Genomic DNA, 16,709 nt, shown 5'->3' with positions numbered 1-16,709 from the left:
ACAGACTCAGTAAGCTCCTTAACAAAGGCTCTGTTAAACGTTGTTGTAGATTTTAACCGAAACAAAACCCACAAAATAATTGTGGGTTTTAAGCTATCGAACCCCGTTAGCGTAGCATAACCCCTTTTGCAAGTTTAATTAATATTTCCTCAGTCATCACCCACGTAAAAAACACTCTCTCCCTTATTTTTATGTGCAATGATGGGGAAGTTTGTTTTAACCTCTCCTATACGTTTATTTATCTGATTATAAGGCTTGAGTTATTGATGCCAGTCGCTATCGATATAGCACTTATCAGTTGTTATAGCATACCATCATTCCTTCTTATATTATTTTCTATAAATATCACCATATGCCGTTTTGCCTTCCATTTCTATTATTTTTGTCATACTACCATACTCTACTGATTCTCCTTTTCTTACATAATATTCTTGTGACTGATACTCATACCTATTAGACAACTCCCCAAATAAAATCCATTGTAGATTATCAACACACATGTTTAATATATTATAAGCATATTGAATTTCTATTTCTGGATTTACCTTCGGAATATACTTTATATCTGTTCCATAAATTTCATTTTGAAACAAAAGAAATAATCCTAATGCTTCGCTTCTTTCTCCACTTTTATTAATATCTTCAATGTTTTGCATATGAGCGTCAATTTTCTTAACAAGCCTTTTATGTATTGTATATATTCTATTCGCAATAATTTCTGAAGAAACCTTTTCATTTAGCGCATAAGGATATATTCTTTTTATCTCTTTTATCTCTGGATTAAAAAATTTCAATATTTTTCTTTTTTTAGCTTTACTAAAATTAAATACACTTTCATATTCTTCGACACATAACTTCAGTTCTTCATAATCATATCCTTTTAATGTTTTAATAGATTCCATCATTTTGTCAATGTACATGTCATACTTAACAAGTATGTCTTTGAGTTTTTGTTCAACTTCAATTACATCTTCACTAAATCTTCTTTTTCTAATTTCTGGATGATTCTCTAGCACTTCCTTAAGTTTATTTCTATGCTGAAATGATTCTATTTCTCTAATTTTCTTATTGTACTCCCTGATTTTAGGTTTCATTTTCCTAGGTACAGTTTGTACGAATTTATCTATTGCCTCATTAGATTTTCTTTTTCTTTTGTTATCTAAGTATTCAAGATAATAAAGTCGTTCTAGTTTATAATATTCTCCTTCATATTCAAGAAAGGGAATTTCTCTATATATTTTCTGTAACTTATTGTTTTCACGAACAATTTTGAGTATTTTCTCCCTTTTTTCTGAATTGTACTCATTTATATAAAATATCATTGCAACAATAGCACTTCCTAATACACCTGAAGAAATTGCCAAGATAAAAGACCTTACTTTTTCAACGTCTATATTGGAATGTATGCCCAGCTTATATTCAATGGCATTTCCAACATATAGCATTGTTTCAGTGGAAATAAAACTAAAAATTGTAAAAACGATAAACATAGTAAATATTACACCTAAAGCTTTTTCTACATGTTTTAGTCTTAAGTGCATATCACAAATCCTCCTATTTAATATGGTAAGGCTCTACGCTCTTGATTTTTAAATTAACGTGCCCTTTAGTTTAATAATGAAAAACAACAATTAATGATAACAGAGCCTTAACAAAAAAAGTCCATTAAGCATCTGTATGTGGTCAAAATGTGGTCAATGCCTTATTTCAAGTAAGAACAATCTACATGAAATGCTAATAAAGGTGGTTAAACCCCAGAAGTATCAAGAGGTTTAGCCACCTTTCTGTTTTCTATTTTTTCACCAACAAACTGACCGACTCCACATGCGCCGTATGCGGGAACATATCCACCGGCTGTACACTCACAAGCTCATACCGCTGCATCAGCTTCCCAACATCCTTCGCCAGCGTAGAAGGATTACAAGACACATACACAATCTTCTTCGGCTGCACATCCAACAAGGAACGAATCAGCGCATCATCCAGCCCAGTTCGCGGCGGGTCGACTACGACGACATCTGGTCGAGTCCCTTGCTTGGCCCATTTCGGCATCAAGACCTCGGCACGTCCCACGTGAAAGCTGGCATTCCCCGCTTGGTTACGCTCTGCATTGCGATTGGCATCCTCGACAGCTTCAGGAATCAGCTCGATCCCGCGAACCTCGCGGGCATAAGGAGCGAGCCATAAGCCAATCGTCCCTGTCCCGCAATACAAATCGAGCACGAGTTCTTTACCAGTTAGTCCAGCCGCCGTTTTCACCTGATTGTACAGCTTTTGTGTCTGCTCGGGATTCAATTGGAAGAAGGCACGAGCCGACAAGTCGAAGGACAGCTCACCCAGCTTTTCAGCGATGGAAGCCTTGCCCCATAAGGATACGGTCTTGTCGCCGAAAACGAGTGACGTTTTTTGGTTGTTTACGTTTTGTGCGATTCCTACCAGCTCAGGCAGTCTCGTGCGGAGCTCCAAAAGCAGCTCTTTCACCCGTGGAATTTCTGGGGTAGCCGTTACGAGTGTTAATTGCGTTTCACCCGTTGCAAAAGCAACACGAGCTACGATGGTGCGGATGACGCCCGTCCGTTTTTTCTCGTCGTAGATCGGAATCCCGAGCTCCTCGATAATTTGCTTCGCTGCTTGGACGATTTTCGTTGTCGCTTCATGCTGCACCTGACAGCCTTCCAAGTTGACGAGCTTGTGGCTACCTGTTTGATACAGTCCAGCGATGAGCTTGCCTTTTTCCTTGCCCACCTGAAACTGTGCTTTATTTCGATACGACCACGGGTTATCCATACCCATCGTAGGGGCAACTGGTGGCTGATTCAGTCGGGCGTACTTGCGCAGTGACTCGATGACGATTTCCTGCTTGCTCGCGAGCTGTGCGGCATAATCCATGTGCTGCAAGCTGCATCCGCCACATTCGGCATAGACCGGACAGGGGGGCTGCGTGCGAGATGTTGATTTTTCAACGACTCGTAAAAGTCGCGCGGTCGCGTATTTTTCTCTTGCCTCGGTCACCTCTGCATGGACGACCTCGCCAGGGAGGGCACCCTCTACGAAAACGATTTTTCTTTTAAAATAGCCGATCCCTTCGCCATTAATGCCCAAGCTCTTGATCGTGAGCGTCATTTGCTGGCCGACACGGATGCTGGCGTCTTGTTCTTTTTTATGCGTTGTCATCTGTTCCGTTCTCCTCAAGCAATTCGGTATTTCCCTATTATAGAGCATTACGAGAGAGGTTGCATGTATGTGAGAAGGTACCTCGAAAAACCTCTCAGATAATGGAAACTTCCTGTCCAGCTATGTTTTTGTTATAATAGTGCGGAGAATAATGAGGGAGTTGTGACGCTAGATGCAAGATCTATTTGAAAAAATGAAAGAATATCTCAACATGGATACTGAGATTTCTTTTGACGAGTTTGATGGCTACTACAAAAAGGTAACTGCGTTTCTAAACGATAGCTGGGAAACGCTAAACGAGGAAGATACCATGCACATGCTGTTCATCCTCGACAACCTCAAGTCAAACGGTGAAGATCGCTCCAAACGCAAAGTGAAGGAAGCGAAAAAATACGCAAAAATGGCACAGCGCACTGAGATTTGGGCGAACGCACTGATTGGCCGTCTGCGTGAAGCAGGTTTGACTGACGAAGAAATCGGCAAGCGTTACGAAGCGATTTACGAAGCAGTATAGGATGTAGTGAAGAGAAAAACGGGTACCGTTTTGAGTGAATTAGCTCGAAAAGGGAACCCGTTTTTTTGTCGTGAGTGGAGCAGGTTTTCCGCAAGCTAGTTGTAGCTATCATCCTCATCTTCTAGGTGATAGCGTTTTGCATATAATCGTTTCTTCGATTTCAGCTTTTTTTCCTCACGTTGTTCATCATCCGAACTGAAGTCATCTTCACGGACAGGAGACATATGATCGATTATCGCTTGATCGCTAGCAGTCAGATCATCGTAGTCGATTTCCTCATCGAAATAATCTTGATAACGAGCTACCTGTTTACGCCCCGCATCAGCGCTTTGTATGAATTCAAAATCTCGTAAGAAGTCATCAAAAGTGGCTTGTCCCGCTATGATTTGCGTTAAGAGTGAACGATAGATTTTGCTTGCCCCATGTTTTCGCCATTCTTCCGCCAGGTTAACGGTTGTGCTCAACATAGCGGCAGCTCGCTTCTGAAGGTCGGAATCTAATAGGCTGATATCCTCAGTGAGCAGGGCTTCCGCCAGAGTAGCATCATATTTTGATGTATTTCTCCCGTCTCGCAAGCCCCTGATAAAATCCTTGTAGGTAGTCCCAAGTTTCGCGCCTCCAAAATCCTCTTGCTTGGATGTTAGATAGGGGGCACTACGATTATGCATAGCACCTACTGGCCCAAATCCACTGTCTATGGACAGGTTGGTCGTTTGGGCAGGAGTCCAATTTTGATAAAAAGGACGGATTCTGGATGTAGTAACCGGTTCAGCATAAGGCTTAACGATCAGTTCATCACCTATTTTTGAAACTTCCTCGTATTTTTGTCCGGTTTCAGAAAGCAAGTAAAGCTGTTTGCCGGATGCGGAAAATTCTCCTGTTAATGTTTTTAGGTTGACCTTGTTCGCTATACCCGGTATCTTCGCCCATTTTCCCTGTATCGGTTTGCTGGCTGGCGGTGAAACAGTTGCAACGGAAACACCTACATCTTGCATGTGCAGCGTAGGTTTCACACGTCCCTGCATTTGTTGGACAATGTGCCAGCCTTCTTGGGGAAGATGGTGTTCCTGACCGGGAGCCAAATGAATATCAGTGCCTTGCGCATATGCCAACGCCCCGATCTGCTTCGGTTTATCCGACTGGTAGTGTACGTTTACAGCAGACAAATCCATGCCAGAAAGTCTTTCCAAGCCAGATTTCAGCGCATCGGGCATGCCTGTTTCATTTTTCTTAGGCTGAATTCCTTTTTTCTGAAGCAATTGCAGGACTGCTTGATTGCCCATGCTTTGTTGGAGCTGCATGACTTGTGCAGGTGCGAGTGCGTCGCTGGAAGCTAGAGAGAGAAGGTGTGCTTGCTTTTGTACAGGAAGGGTTTTTTGCTTGGAAGTTGTCTCGGGAGAAGTGTGATTATGCACGTGGCTGTAGCTTCTCAAAAAAGTCACCTCCGATCGAATGCTTGTGATCTATTCATTCTGAATTTTGTGATTGTATTCCTGCCAAAAAACAAGAAGATTGACAACTAGTGGGTTTCGGCGTAGAATGTTTAACTAATTCGAATAGTTCGTATCTATGAGCGTTGAAAAGGAAGAGTAGAAACAGAAAGCAGCGTGCAGAGAGCCGTTCCCCGTGCTGAAAGAATGGCCGCCAGCCTGTTTTGAAAATCACCTTGGAGCATTGTCCTGGAAAATCAGCTTGTGTAGCCAGTGAGTATAGGACAACGAATTCGTCCTCGTTATCGGACGGGAGTTTCATAGTGAACTGCCAAAGTCTGTTTTTCGTGAGGAAGACAGAGAAGCTGAGTGGTACCGCGATGCCCTCGCCTCAGCCAGCCGTGCGTAATTTGTGCGTAGCTGGTTGGGGCGGGGGCTTTTTGATTTGGTCTGGTCCTTATTACAAAAGAGAAGGAATTTGGGAGGAACATATATATGCATACGGTCAGAGTGGAAGACATCGTAGTAGCCAATCATGCATTAAAAGACGTGGTGGAGAAAACGCCCTTGCAAAAAAACAAAGTGTTGTCTGAGCGCTACGGCTGCAACGTGTATTTGAAAAGAGAAGACTTGCAGGTCGTTCGTTCCTTCAAAATCCGCGGTGCTTATCATTTTATGCGGAATCTTTCCACAATGGAGCGGGAGCGTGGTGTCGTCTGTGCGAGTGCGGGCAATCATGCGCAGGGTGTAGCTTACTCGTGTAACCATTTGCAAATCAAGGGCACGATCTTTATGCCAGCGACCACCCCGCGTCAAAAAATATCGCAGGTCAAGCTGTTTGGCGACTCCTATGTAGAGGTTGTATTGATCGGGGACACCTTCGATGATTCATTTGCAGAGGCGATGAAGTATTGCATTCAGGAAGATCGGACCTTTGTTCATCCGTTTGACGATCCATTGGTGGTAGCTGGACAAGGAACAGTCGGCCTGGAGATTATGAATGACATGGAGGAACCAGCTGATTTCGTCTTTATGAGTATCGGCGGAGGTGGATTGGCAGCGGGTGTGGGAACGTACGTAAAAGGTATCAGCCCGAACACCCAGATCATTGGTGTGGAGCCAGCAGGAGCAGCCTCGATGCAAGCCGCTCTGGAGCAAAACGATGTTGTCACCTTAGATGAAATTGACAAGTTTGTCGATGGTGCAGCCGTCAAGCAAGTAGGGCAGCTAACAATGAGTATTTGTCAGGAGCTGCTGGATGATATCGTGCTGGTCCCAGAAGGCAAGGTATGCACAACCATTTTGGAGTTGTATAACAGCAATGCCATCGTTGTAGAACCTGCAGGTGCCCTGTCGATTGCCGCTCTCGATTACTACCGGGATCAAATCGCCGGGAAAAACGTAGTGTGTGTCATCAGCGGGGGAAACAACGACATTGACCGCATGCAAGAAATCAAAGAGCGCTCCCTGCTGCATGAGGGCTTGAAGCACTATTTTGTTATCAACTTCCCACAGCGTGCCGGAGCCTTGCGAGAGTTTATGGAAAAAGTATTGGGGCCGCACGATGATATCACCCGGTTTGAGTATACGAAAAAGAACAACAAAGAAAATGGCCCGGCACTGGTTGGTATTGAAATGAAATGCAAGGATGACTATCAGCCATTAGTCAGTCGGATGAAGCAGCATGGTATCCGCTATGTAGAGATTACGAATGATCCGTATTTGTTCAATCTGCTGATTTAGGCTTTTGTGATACAACAGATGCGGAATTTGCAAAAATGTATGAATACAGCGAAAAAAGGAGCAATAAAGAGAGAATGAGCGAGAGAGAAAGATAAATCGGCGTAATGTATTATAACAAACTTTTATAAAACAGATACTGTTGTAATACAATACAGATAATAACACACGGGGGGTTTAATCATGACGCCAATTACTTCTTTCTTTCGCAATCTCGAAGCAAAATGCTGTGCTGCTTGCGGTCAGACGATCCACGAACAAGCTGAATCGTATGCAACAGAATGCGCACCTTGCCAAGAGCAAGCATCCTTTGACGCTTACAAATACTATCATCAAAAACGCTAAGTTGAGCATAAATACTGGATAAAGCAGGTATACCACAGGGCATGAGCCATGGCAGGTATACCTGTTTTTTGATTCAAAGAAAAAGCCGCTGTTCCATAACAACGGCTTTTTCGCATGTCAGCGCGGTTTATCGGCGTGCTTTGCAGCTTCCTGCTTGACGTAATCAATCAGCCCCAATTGAAAGCCTTCCTGTGTAAGGAGACGTTTGGCTTCATACGTACTCGCATAGTAGGCTTGGACATGCGGATCGTTGTCGAGAACGTAACGACATGCCTGATCACGAGAAAGCTCCTGGTACCAGTCTGCCCGTTTGATTTGGGCGACGAGATCCTCATATGCAGGTTCTGGCTTTTTCCATGGATTCAAACGATGAATAATTTCACCAAGGATTGCTACAACGATTAGAATTCCGATTAAAAACATGGCTGTCACCTCAAAGGTTGGATCACTCTCATGGTACCATTCTCCTGAAGACGCCGCCATGGGGAAGTCGGTCTGCTTGCAAAACAAGGAGAAAGCAGGCATGCTATATACTGTAAAAGAAAGGGCCGGAATGCCTGGGAAAAGGAGGGCGCGAGATGTTTCATCCACTTGTTTTTGACAATATCAGGGTTGTGTTGGAAGGTGCGGTATACGACCGGGACTTCGAAGGGGCAATCACGATTACGAACCGTTCGGATGTCATGGATATGGCTACGTTCCATCGACAGTTTCAGATCGAGTTCAAACTGGCTGATCAACATGAGCATACCACAGCTGTCCGTGCTGAGATGCAGCTTCGTACTCAGTTAGCTGATATTGCAGCTGAGCAGCTAGAACAGCCATTAACAGATCATATCGGATGTACGATTTGTATCCATTTTTTCTTGCAGATGGAAAATTACAGAGATGTGCCCGCAGAAGCGAGAGAAATCACATCGATTCTCAATGACATCTGGGGGCAGCGACCGTATATTACACAGAAAGTATCGGCTAAGCTAGAAGAGCATCGAATCGATTGGCCGCCGAAGCAAATAATCAATCAGGTGACGCTGGACTTTCATCGAAAAATTGATGAGGGCAACATCGATGACTTGAACGAATTAATCGATCATACCGTTCAGTCACTTCAAAAGCTACAGTTATACATGAATCAACAAGCAAAAAGGTAAGCGGACAGAACGGGGATTTACAAAAGGGCAGATGCGTATTATTATTTTGTTAACCTTATATTATTTTTAGTTAACAAAACGGAGGCTAGTACGCATGAGAAACGAACGCTTGAGATGGCTATTGCTCTCTGCTATCTTTGCTGCAATGACTGCGGTATTGTCGCAGGTGACGATTCCCTTGCCGTTGATTCCGATTACCGCGCAGACGTTAGCGGTAGGGCTGACGGCGACTATTTTGGGAAAACGATACGGGACACTTGCTTTGGTTATTTACGTTTTGCTCGGTGCAGTCGGATTGCCTGTATTCAGCGAGGCAAAAGGCGGATTGCAAATATTGGTTGGAAAATCCGGCGGGTACATATTTGGGTTTATTGCAACCGCTTATGTGACTGGGCTCTACTTGGAGAAAACAAGATTCACCTTGAAAAACGCCATCATCGCCAATATCATTGGCATGTTTGTCACACTCGCTTTTGGTGCTGTACAGCTCAAATACGTCATGGACATTCCTTGGGATAAAGCTGTCGCTTTTGGTGTAACGCCTTTCCTCATTGTAGGGGTTGTCAAAGCAGTTCTGGCTTCTCTGATTGGCATCAAGGTACGCGAGCGACTGATTGCTTCTCGTCTGTTGCGCACAGATCAGCCTGTTCCACGATAAACAAAATGATTTCGTCCAGCCATCCGAAGTTCGGGTGGTTTTTTTTCGCATAATCTCCTTAACGTGCCAGATACTATCGGTAGGATTTTGTATGTAAAAAGGAGGAGACGCATGAATATCACGACCACTGGCCCAAAAGGTCTTCCAATCTCAGGGAACTTGATGGCATTTCGCCGATCGCCGCTTCAGTTCATCCGCGACGCGGCAGAAGAGCATGGAGAAGTCGTCCATTTTCGCTTCGGTCCTTCCCGCCATATTTATCTGTTAACGAATCCGGATCACATCAAAGAGGTTTTGGTCAGCAAGCAGGCGCATTTTCGAAAAGGGAAAGGACTACAGGTTGCGCGAGCTGTTGTAGGAGATGGAATTCTCACCAGTGAAGGAAAAAAGCATTTGCGACAACGGCGGCTTATGCAGCCAGCTTTTCATCGAGATCGCATTGCCACCTACGGAGACGTGATGGTCCGGCAAGCAGTTGATCTCATGTCGGATTGGAAAACCGGGGAGCTGCGCGATATTCACTCGGACATGATGAAAGTAACGCTTGCGATCATTACGGAGACGATGTTTGGTAAAACCGTCAAGGAAGGCGCCGATCAGATTGGACATGCCATTGATGTCGGTTTGAAATATGTGGCAAACAAAGGCTCCTCTTTTATCGACATTCCGTTGTCCGTACCTACTAAAAGCAATCGGGAGTTTCTGGAGTCGAGTGAGCTGCTGGACAAAACGATCTACTCCTTGATCGAAGCGCGGCGTAATAGCGAAGGAGAAGAGCACAAGGACTTGTTGGGGATGCTTTTGGCTGCGCGTGATGAGGATGATGGGGAGGGAATGACAGACGAGCAGGTGCGCGACGAGGTCATGACCATTTTTGTAGCTGGCCATGAAACGACTGCGAATACCATGTCGTGGATTTTCTATTTGCTGGCTACTCATCCTGAGGTGGAGAAAAAGCTGCATGACGAGCTGTCGACCGTGTTGTGTGAAAAGCTGCCGACAGTCGAAGACCTTCCGCAGCTGAAGTATACGAATCTCATTGTACAGGAAACGCTAAGGCTCTATCCTGCGGCTTGGACGATTAACCGGGAAGTGGTAGATGAGGTTGAGATCGGCGGTCACACGTACAAGCCTGGGGAAACACTGATGATGAGCCAATATGTCATGCACCGTGACCCACGCTATTATGAGCAGGCTGAAGAATTCATTCCAGAGCGTTTTGACAGCGACCTCTTAAAAAGAAATCCAGCCTATGCTTATTTCCCGTTTGGCGGCGGGCCTCGTGTTTGTATTGGGAATAACTTTGCTTTGATGGAGGCAGCTTTGCTACTGGCGACGATTGCACAGCGATATCGACTACGACTGGCTGAACCGAACCAGGTAGTGGAGCCCGAACCATTGGTCACCTTGCGTCCCAAGAACGGACTGTCTATGCGTTTAGAGAAGAGATAGAAAAAAATGGAAGTCGAGGACAAAAAAAGAGGCATCTTATCAATACGGTTTCGCCGATTGTGTCAGATACCGAACTGGGGGTTATTTATCACTGAAAGCAACATGCTTACAAAAATGATTTTACAAGTAAAATATAAAGAAATAATTAACTGAGAATAAATCTATATAAAGTAAGGGTAGCTTGTGAAAGCTACCCATGGAAGAAGGGGATGGTGAAGGAGAAACTGCTTCCCATTCCCAATTCACTGTTTACCATCAGATCTCCGCCGTGAAGTCGGACGATGCTTTTGCAAATTGTTAAGCCTAAACCTGTACCGCCACTGTTGCGATTTCGTGATTTTTCCGCCCGATAAAACTTGGTGAAAATCTTCGTCAAGTCTTCAGCAGCGATTCCTTCTCCTTTGTCGATTACAGTAAAAAGGACATGTCCTTCTCGCTGATCACAAGTAAGGTAAATGGAGCCATCCGGTTTGTTGTAGTGAATGGCGTTGTTCAACAAATTTTCCATGACACGGCGCAGCTTGGTCTCATCCGCTTCGATGTGCAGTTCATTGGAGATTCGCAGCTTCCATTGAAACGTGAGGCCTGCCTCTTTGATTCTTGGCAAATAGTCCTCAATGATTCCTCGCAAGAAGCTTTTGACATGAATGCGGTTGATACTGAGTCGAACTTCGGAGCTTTGCGTGGTGAAGTCCTGCAGCTCGTCCAGCAGCTTTTCTAAGTCCGTCGTTTTTAGCTCGATCTTGCCCATCTGTTTCTGTATTTTGGTCATATCTGTCACGCGACCAGAGCCGATATATGAGGCATACCCTTTGATCGTGGTGAGAGGTGTACGGAAGTCGTGGGCGATCGAAGCAATCATTTCAGCCTGTCTTTCTTCCGATAAGCGAAGCTCATCCACCATTTCCCCGAAATATCGAAAGAGTTGTCCAAATTCGTCATGCGATCGATACGTAAATGTGACCAGCCGCTTCCCTTCCTGGATTTCTTGGGTGACGCGCGATAGTTCGTTAACTGGCCGTAGTATCCAGCGAACGAACAAAGCGAGCAGTACCAATCCTACCAGACTAATGCTTCCGTAAATAAACCAAAGCATCATGGAAACCCCTGTCGTAGCCATCATGTCGTAATCATCCGTGTAGAAATAAACAACGATCTCACCTGTACGCGGTGGCTCCTGCTGAAAATGGTACTCAGCGACCACTTTGAGGTCATTTTGCTTAGCAGAATCGCCACGGCTTGATGAGGAGGGGGAAGGCATTTTTAAATTATAAGCGCTTGATGTTTTGCTGTAGATAGTGTTTCCGTTGGCATCCTTCACGAGCATGCGGTACATCACGTCGTCTGGCAACTGCTTTTCAAGCTCCATGCGTTCGATTGGGTCCTTGAAATTACTGACGAGAAGCAGTTGATTGAGCATGACCTTCTCAGCGGCTTCCTTCTCAGCCTGGTACTGATTATGCCGGTCATTTTTTAGTTGAGCGACAATAATGTCTTGAAAAACAAATTTAAACAACAAAATGTTGAGTGTGAGCAAGGCAATGAAGGAGAGAAAAATTTTATTGCGCAAGCTCATTTAAAGCTTCTCCCCGATAAATACGTAGCCTGTCCCCCATTGTGTTTTAATGAATTGACGTTCTGTTTCCAGCTTCTCACGGAGGTTTTTAATATGGACCGTCACTGTATTGAGCGAGCCATAACCATATCCCCAAACACGGTCATAAATTTGCTCTCTTGTAAAGACGATGCCCGCATTTTCTGCGAGGAAGGTGAGTAGTTGGAATTCCTTGGTAGAGAGCTCGATCTTTTGGTTACATACATATACGGAATACGTTTCTTTATGAATTTCCAAGTCCTTGAATTTCAAAACCGTAATTGGAGAAGAGGCCGTTTCCTTCTCAGGCTGCTCTTCGGTATGCCTACGAATGCGCTCATAGCGACGAAGGTGGGCACGAATGCGAGCGAGCAGCTCTTCTGTATCAAAAGGCTTCGTGATGTAATCGTCTGCACCGATTTCAAAGCCGACTACCTTATCTACCGCTTTTCCTTTTGCACTGAGAAACAGTATAGGCAAATCCCACTCACGGCGAATTTGAGAGCAGAGCTCGTAGCCACTCATGTTGGGCATCATAATATCCAAAAGGATCAGGTTGGGACGCTCACCTTGGCTGAGCAACGAGAGTGCATCTTCTCCGCTTTCAGCAGAGGAAACGCTGAAGCCCTCGTTCTCCAAAATGTCTTCTAGCAGTTCAATAATCTCCAGATTGTCATCGACAATTAAAATGTGATCTTTCACCGGAACAACCCCCAGTTACTTCTATTAATAAGGAATACCACTCAAAGAATGGGTCTTGTCTATCATAACATGCTTTGCCCCTATCAGGGGAAGAAACCCCGTAAGTTATTAAGTTGTTCTAATATGTGAGGGTACCTCTTTAGACCAGGTACTAAATTTCGTCAGAAAAAGCCAGAGACGTAGTGTCCCTGGCTTTTATTATTTTGCCGAATGACTATTTTTTAGCTGGTTTTTCCGGCAACGATGCAGCTTGCACCGCTTTTTCCTTATTCGGAGTTTCTGCTTTCGCTAGAACAGGAGCACTGAGACGCTTGGCGCCTACATAACGCTTGCTCCAGTAGTATGGATCGTTCAACTTGGTGTTGACGACTCCACGACCAGATTCCGAGTGCACGAATGTGCCGTCTCCGATGTAGATACCCACGTGAGAAATGCTGTGACCGTTCGTATTGAAGAATACGAGATCGCCTGGTTGCAAATCTTTTCTGTCTACCTCTGTACCTAATTCGTACTGGGAAGCAGAATTGTGAGGCAGGTCTACACCTAACGCATCAAATACGTAGCGCGTGAAACCGGAGCAGTCAAAGCCCTTTTTGGACGAGCCGGAAGATTTGTAAGGGGTACCGTACAAGTCGCTGACAACTTCATTGAGAGTATTCTCCTCAGCAGCCTGTGCAGCGCCTGCCCCCATAGCAAGCAATCCAGCCATAAATAAAGATAAAACCATCTTGCGCAAAAGAAACTGCTCCCTTCGTGAGCCTACGAGGTTAGCTGAAGGGTTCGGTCGAAAGGACGCCCTAGGCTGCTAGGAGTAGCAACCATTCACCCCAAAAACGTGGTTCCCCCGTTTCCGCTAAGCGGAATTCGGCTATTTTTCGATGTTTTTTTACACGCACTCTTACGAAGATTCTACGCCAGTCCTTTTTTTCCTTCTTTTTATCTGTTCATTCACAGATTCGTCACAAAGATACCGTCAAATGCTGTAACGTTTTCGTTCGACAGTGCAAGCCGCCCTTCGACGTGGGCTTATTCCTGCGTTGCGGGAGAGCTCGTCCGATTAAGGCAGGAAAATGTCTCCGTCCAAGGACGGAGGGAAAAACCAACCGCACGCCCGTTATGGGAAGCCTATACCGAGGGCTACAATAAGGGCATAACGTTCCACAAGCACCACATGCAAAACGAATGGAGGTAAGCGAGTAATGAGCGAACGGTCTGGCAAAGTACTACTCGGGCTGGTTCTGCTGCTAGTCGGTGGGTTGGTTCTTCTCGATCTGGTGGGTATCGATATCGGAGACTTGCTCGGGTTTATCATTCCCGGCGTGATCATGATATACGGTGCCAAAAAGATCATGGGACAAACCGGTTCACGTTTTTGGGGAATCCTGGTCTTCCTATTCGGGTTCCTGATGTTGATTGGCAAGCTTGACCTACTGTTTCACGCGCTTCTGGCCATTGGGGTGATTTATCTGGGATATCGCTTACTGCGTCCCAGCCAAGAACCTAAACAAGCGCCACCTGCTTGGGAGCGTGAATGGGCCCAAAAAGTATTAAAGGAAGATACGCTGGACACTTGGGAGAGAGATGTAAGAAGACGCCCACAGTAACGCCAATGTCGCAAGAGTCTTTTGGATGAACAATATGATGTGATATGATGAGGAGGAAAAAATAATGAGTATCTTTAAACGTTTGCGTGACCTGACAGTAGCTTCGGTAAATGATGCATTGGATTCGATGGAAGATCCAGTAGTGATGCTGAATCAATATATGCGTGACATGGAAGTAGAAATCGGACAAGTTGAAGTAGCGGTTGCCCGTCAGGTTGCACTGGAAAAGAAATTCCGTCAGCAATTGGACGAAGCCAATGCTCTGATCGAAAAACGTGATCGCCAAGTCAAGCTCGCCTTGACTGAAGGAGAAGACGAGTTGGCTCGTCGGGCACTCGCTGACAAGAAGCAGTACGAAGGCCGTGCAGCGGAGTATGAAACCCTCTACCTGTCAGCATCCGAGTCAGCTACGCAAATGCGCGAGAAGCTGGCTGAGCTGAAGGAAGAGTTCTATAAAATGCGTGCGAAAAAGTTCACACTGATGGCACGTGCACAAGTAGCTCGTACACAAAAGCAAGTCAATCAAGCAGTTGTCGGTATCGGCAATCAGTCCGCAGGCCGTGGCTTCGCTCGCATGGAAGAGAAAGTCATGCGCATGGAAGCAGAAGCGCAAATGAGCGGGCAATGGCGCCAAACGAATCGCGCTTGGGAGAACGCTTTGTCTGAACTGGAAAAGGACGATCTCGATGCAGAACTTGCCAGCATCAAAGCATCCATTAATGAAGTAAAAACACCGCTAGCCAAACCAGTACAATCCTAATTCAACAGGAACTGGGGGACAAGGTGTAGAATAGATTGTGTCAATTCGGCAGCCTGTGTACATCAGGCTGCTTTTCCCCTAGGAGGTACGATTCTTGCAGGACTTCTTGGTCTTTTTGCGGCGGTTTATCGCTGAGCCTGGACGCGTCGGTAGTATAATCCCCAGCTCTCGTTTTTTATGTGAGCAAATGTTGAAAAGCGTCGATTGGGCTTCAACCGATGTGATCCTGGAGCTGGGACCTGGTACAGGGGCATTTACCCAAACGATCTATCAGCGCTTGCATCCCGGCACACAGTACGTGCTCGTGGAACGAGATTCCCAATTTCGCTCTATGCTTCAATCACGTTTTCCCGATCTTCCTATCAGGGAGGAAGCGACTAAACTTAGGTCTTACTTGGAGGAGCAGGACCTTGCAGGTGCAGATGTCATTATCTCAGGTCTGCCATTCGCCAATTTTCCACAAGAGCTGCGGGCAGCAATTCTGGACGAAGTTCAATCTGTACTGAAGCCAGGGGGCCTATTTATTACATTCCAATATTCGCTACAACTCCAAGCTGAGTTGCAGGATCGTTTTTCCTGGGTCAAGATCGACTTTACCCTGTTGAACATTCCGCCTGCATTCATCTATACATGTCGTAATGGTCAAAGTGAAAACGATCAGCGTGGGGCGTGAGAGAGGAGACTTTTGTGAAACTGTCCCGTTTGCACAAAATGTTGGCTGGTGTCCTGATTATTTTTACGGGAATCGGTCTTTTGTTAGACAGTTTGGGTATCATATCGTTCGGTCTGTTTGATTTGTGGCCGATGGTGCTTATTTATTTTGGCCTTCGTTTGTGGGGGAATAAAAATCGGATTGGCGGAGGGATTCTATTCTCCCTGGGGACCATCATCGCGACGGACATGTGGTTTGGTGTCGGGATTGATGATTTGTTCCAGATTGCAGTACCAATCGTGTTTATTTATTTCGGCTTTCAGTTGATTCGGGGAAAGAACAGCAAACGAGATCAGCGTGTGAATCAACCATTGGGAGAGAGTGGGACCCCATCTGCTGCGGAGACGATTTTGACTAGTGATGCGAGTGTCCCGAATGAAGTGAACGTTTCAACAGCGGCACGCCCTTGGCAAGACAGCTGGAACAAATGGAAGCATGTTGGTAGCAATATTCCTCATCACGAAAAGATGTCTTCATCACCTGACGACATGTTGCCAAAAGATTCCCGCAGTTCTCTGATTGGAGATTACCACCTGACTTCCGGGCGTTTTGAACTGAATTACTTGCATGTCTGGCATGGAATCGGGGATGTTGTGATTGATCTTTCCCGGGCAGTGTTGATGCGGGATGAGGCGTTTCTTGTCGTAGAGGGCTGGGTAGGCGATGTGACGATTTATGTGCCTATCGATCTTCCTGTATCAGTAACGGCAGGCTTGAGTATTGGTGACCTGGAGGTGCTAAGCCACCGGCAGGGGGGGATCAATCGCAGTGTTAAGATTCGTTCTGATCAGTATGATGAAGCATTGCAAAAAGTAAACTTGCATATCTCGCTGCTTGTCGGCGATATAAAAGTCAAGTACATCTAGGAGGTAC

General features: G+C 45.4%; 17 protein-coding genes, 1 riboswitch and 1 other annotated feature. Of the genes, 10 read left to right on the top strand and 7 right to left on the bottom strand.

The annotated features are described in order from the left end of the window. Positions 1 to 329 precede the first annotated feature (329 nt). Positions 330 to 1,541, bottom strand: a complete 1,212-nt coding sequence (locus HPY31_RS22500; protein WP_172142529.1) for a hypothetical protein — start codon at positions 1,539 to 1,541, stop codon at positions 330 to 332. A gap of 250 nt (positions 1,542 to 1,791) precedes the next feature. After that, positions 1,792 to 3,174, bottom strand: a complete 1,383-nt coding sequence (gene rlmD / locus HPY31_RS22495) for a 23S rRNA (uracil(1939)-C(5))-methyltransferase RlmD (protein ID WP_172142528.1) — start codon at positions 3,172 to 3,174, stop codon at positions 1,792 to 1,794. Between the two features lie 172 nt (positions 3,175 to 3,346). Between rlmD and HPY31_RS22490 the strand changes: the two genes are divergently transcribed. Then, entirely contained in the window at positions 3,347 to 3,688 is a 342-nt protein-coding gene (locus HPY31_RS22490; protein ID WP_007721585.1) for a hypothetical protein, read from the top strand. Between the two features lie 95 nt (positions 3,689 to 3,783). On the opposite strand, the gene HPY31_RS22485 is transcribed toward HPY31_RS22490, so the two are convergent. Next, the gene (locus HPY31_RS22485) at positions 3,784 to 5,130 is read right to left on the bottom strand and encodes an eCIS core domain-containing protein (protein ID WP_216675765.1); all 1,347 of its coding nucleotides are present in this window, start codon (positions 5,128 to 5,130) and stop codon (positions 3,784 to 3,786) included. A 125-nt stretch (positions 5,131 to 5,255) separates the two neighbouring features. Beyond that, positions 5,256 to 5,515 (top strand) — a binding site (T-box leader). A gap of 98 nt (positions 5,516 to 5,613) precedes the next feature. On the opposite strand from HPY31_RS22485, the gene ilvA reads away from it, so the two are divergent. Then, the gene (gene ilvA / locus HPY31_RS22480; RefSeq protein WP_172142527.1) at positions 5,614 to 6,861 is read left to right on the top strand and encodes a threonine ammonia-lyase IlvA; all 1,248 of its coding nucleotides are present in this window, start codon (positions 5,614 to 5,616) and stop codon (positions 6,859 to 6,861) included. 180 nt (positions 6,862 to 7,041) lie between these two features. Beyond that, positions 7,042 to 7,203, top strand: coding sequence for a protein YhfH (gene yhfH / locus HPY31_RS22475; protein WP_016742815.1), 162 nt, complete (start codon positions 7,042 to 7,044; stop codon positions 7,201 to 7,203). A gap of 117 nt (positions 7,204 to 7,320) precedes the next feature. On the opposite strand, the gene HPY31_RS22470 is transcribed toward yhfH, so the two are convergent. Beyond that, positions 7,321 to 7,626, bottom strand: a complete 306-nt coding sequence (locus HPY31_RS22470; RefSeq protein WP_235442493.1) for a hypothetical protein — start codon at positions 7,624 to 7,626, stop codon at positions 7,321 to 7,323. Between the two features lie 155 nt (positions 7,627 to 7,781). Between HPY31_RS22470 and HPY31_RS22465 the strand changes: the two genes are divergently transcribed. From HPY31_RS22465 to HPY31_RS22455, 3 genes are all read left to right on the top strand, one after another. Then, positions 7,782 to 8,354 (top strand): hypothetical protein, encoded by a 573-nt coding sequence (locus HPY31_RS22465; protein ID WP_172142526.1) that lies wholly within the window; start codon positions 7,782 to 7,784, stop codon positions 8,352 to 8,354. Positions 8,355 to 8,448: 94 nt separating this feature from the next. After that, the gene (locus HPY31_RS22460) at positions 8,449 to 9,012 is read left to right on the top strand and encodes a biotin transporter BioY (protein WP_172142525.1); all 564 of its coding nucleotides are present in this window, start codon (positions 8,449 to 8,451) and stop codon (positions 9,010 to 9,012) included. Positions 9,013 to 9,123: 111 nt separating this feature from the next. After that, positions 9,124 to 10,464, top strand: coding sequence for a cytochrome P450 (locus HPY31_RS22455; RefSeq protein WP_172142524.1), 1,341 nt, complete (start codon positions 9,124 to 9,126; stop codon positions 10,462 to 10,464). Positions 10,465 to 10,654: 190 nt separating this feature from the next. On the opposite strand, the gene HPY31_RS22450 is transcribed toward HPY31_RS22455, so the two are convergent. The 3 genes from HPY31_RS22450 to HPY31_RS22440 form a co-directional block, all read right to left on the bottom strand. Further along, positions 10,655 to 12,040 (bottom strand): sensor histidine kinase, encoded by a 1,386-nt coding sequence (locus HPY31_RS22450; protein ID WP_172142523.1) that lies wholly within the window; start codon positions 12,038 to 12,040, stop codon positions 10,655 to 10,657. Continuing rightward, positions 12,041 to 12,760 (bottom strand): response regulator transcription factor, encoded by a 720-nt coding sequence (locus HPY31_RS22445; protein WP_016742809.1) that lies wholly within the window; start codon positions 12,758 to 12,760, stop codon positions 12,041 to 12,043. Positions 12,761 to 12,974: 214 nt separating this feature from the next. Next, positions 12,975 to 13,496, bottom strand: a complete 522-nt coding sequence (locus HPY31_RS22440) for a C40 family peptidase (protein ID WP_016742808.1) — start codon at positions 13,494 to 13,496, stop codon at positions 12,975 to 12,977. 4 nt (positions 13,497 to 13,500) lie between these two features. Further along, positions 13,501 to 13,640, bottom strand: a riboswitch (cyclic di-AMP (ydaO/yuaA leader). Between the two features lie 319 nt (positions 13,641 to 13,959). Between HPY31_RS22440 and HPY31_RS22435 the strand changes: the two genes are divergently transcribed. The 4 genes from HPY31_RS22435 to liaF all read left to right on the top strand — a co-directional run bounded on the left by HPY31_RS22435 (position 13,960) and on the right by liaF (position 16,702). Next, the gene (locus tag HPY31_RS22435) at positions 13,960 to 14,364 is read left to right on the top strand and encodes a LiaF transmembrane domain-containing protein (protein ID WP_012684734.1); all 405 of its coding nucleotides are present in this window, start codon (positions 13,960 to 13,962) and stop codon (positions 14,362 to 14,364) included. A gap of 64 nt (positions 14,365 to 14,428) precedes the next feature. Next, a complete protein-coding gene (locus tag HPY31_RS22430) occupies positions 14,429 to 15,124 on the top strand; it encodes a PspA/IM30 family protein (protein WP_172142522.1) in 696 nt (231 codons plus the stop codon). 94 nt (positions 15,125 to 15,218) lie between these two features. Continuing rightward, positions 15,219 to 15,797 (top strand): class I SAM-dependent methyltransferase, encoded by a 579-nt coding sequence (locus HPY31_RS22425; RefSeq protein WP_172142521.1) that lies wholly within the window; start codon positions 15,219 to 15,221, stop codon positions 15,795 to 15,797. A gap of 14 nt (positions 15,798 to 15,811) precedes the next feature. Beyond that, the gene (gene liaF, locus HPY31_RS22420) at positions 15,812 to 16,702 is read left to right on the top strand and encodes a cell wall-active antibiotics response protein LiaF (protein WP_172142520.1); all 891 of its coding nucleotides are present in this window, start codon (positions 15,812 to 15,814) and stop codon (positions 16,700 to 16,702) included. Positions 16,703 to 16,709 lie beyond the last annotated feature (7 nt).

The sequence above is a fragment of the Brevibacillus sp. HB1.3 genome (assembly GCF_013186635.1).
GTDB lineage: Bacteria > Bacillota > Bacilli > Brevibacillales > Brevibacillaceae > Brevibacillus > Brevibacillus brevis_D.
The sequence above is the reverse complement of the archived record's forward strand: the minus strand, read 5'-3'. Positions and strand labels throughout refer to the sequence as shown.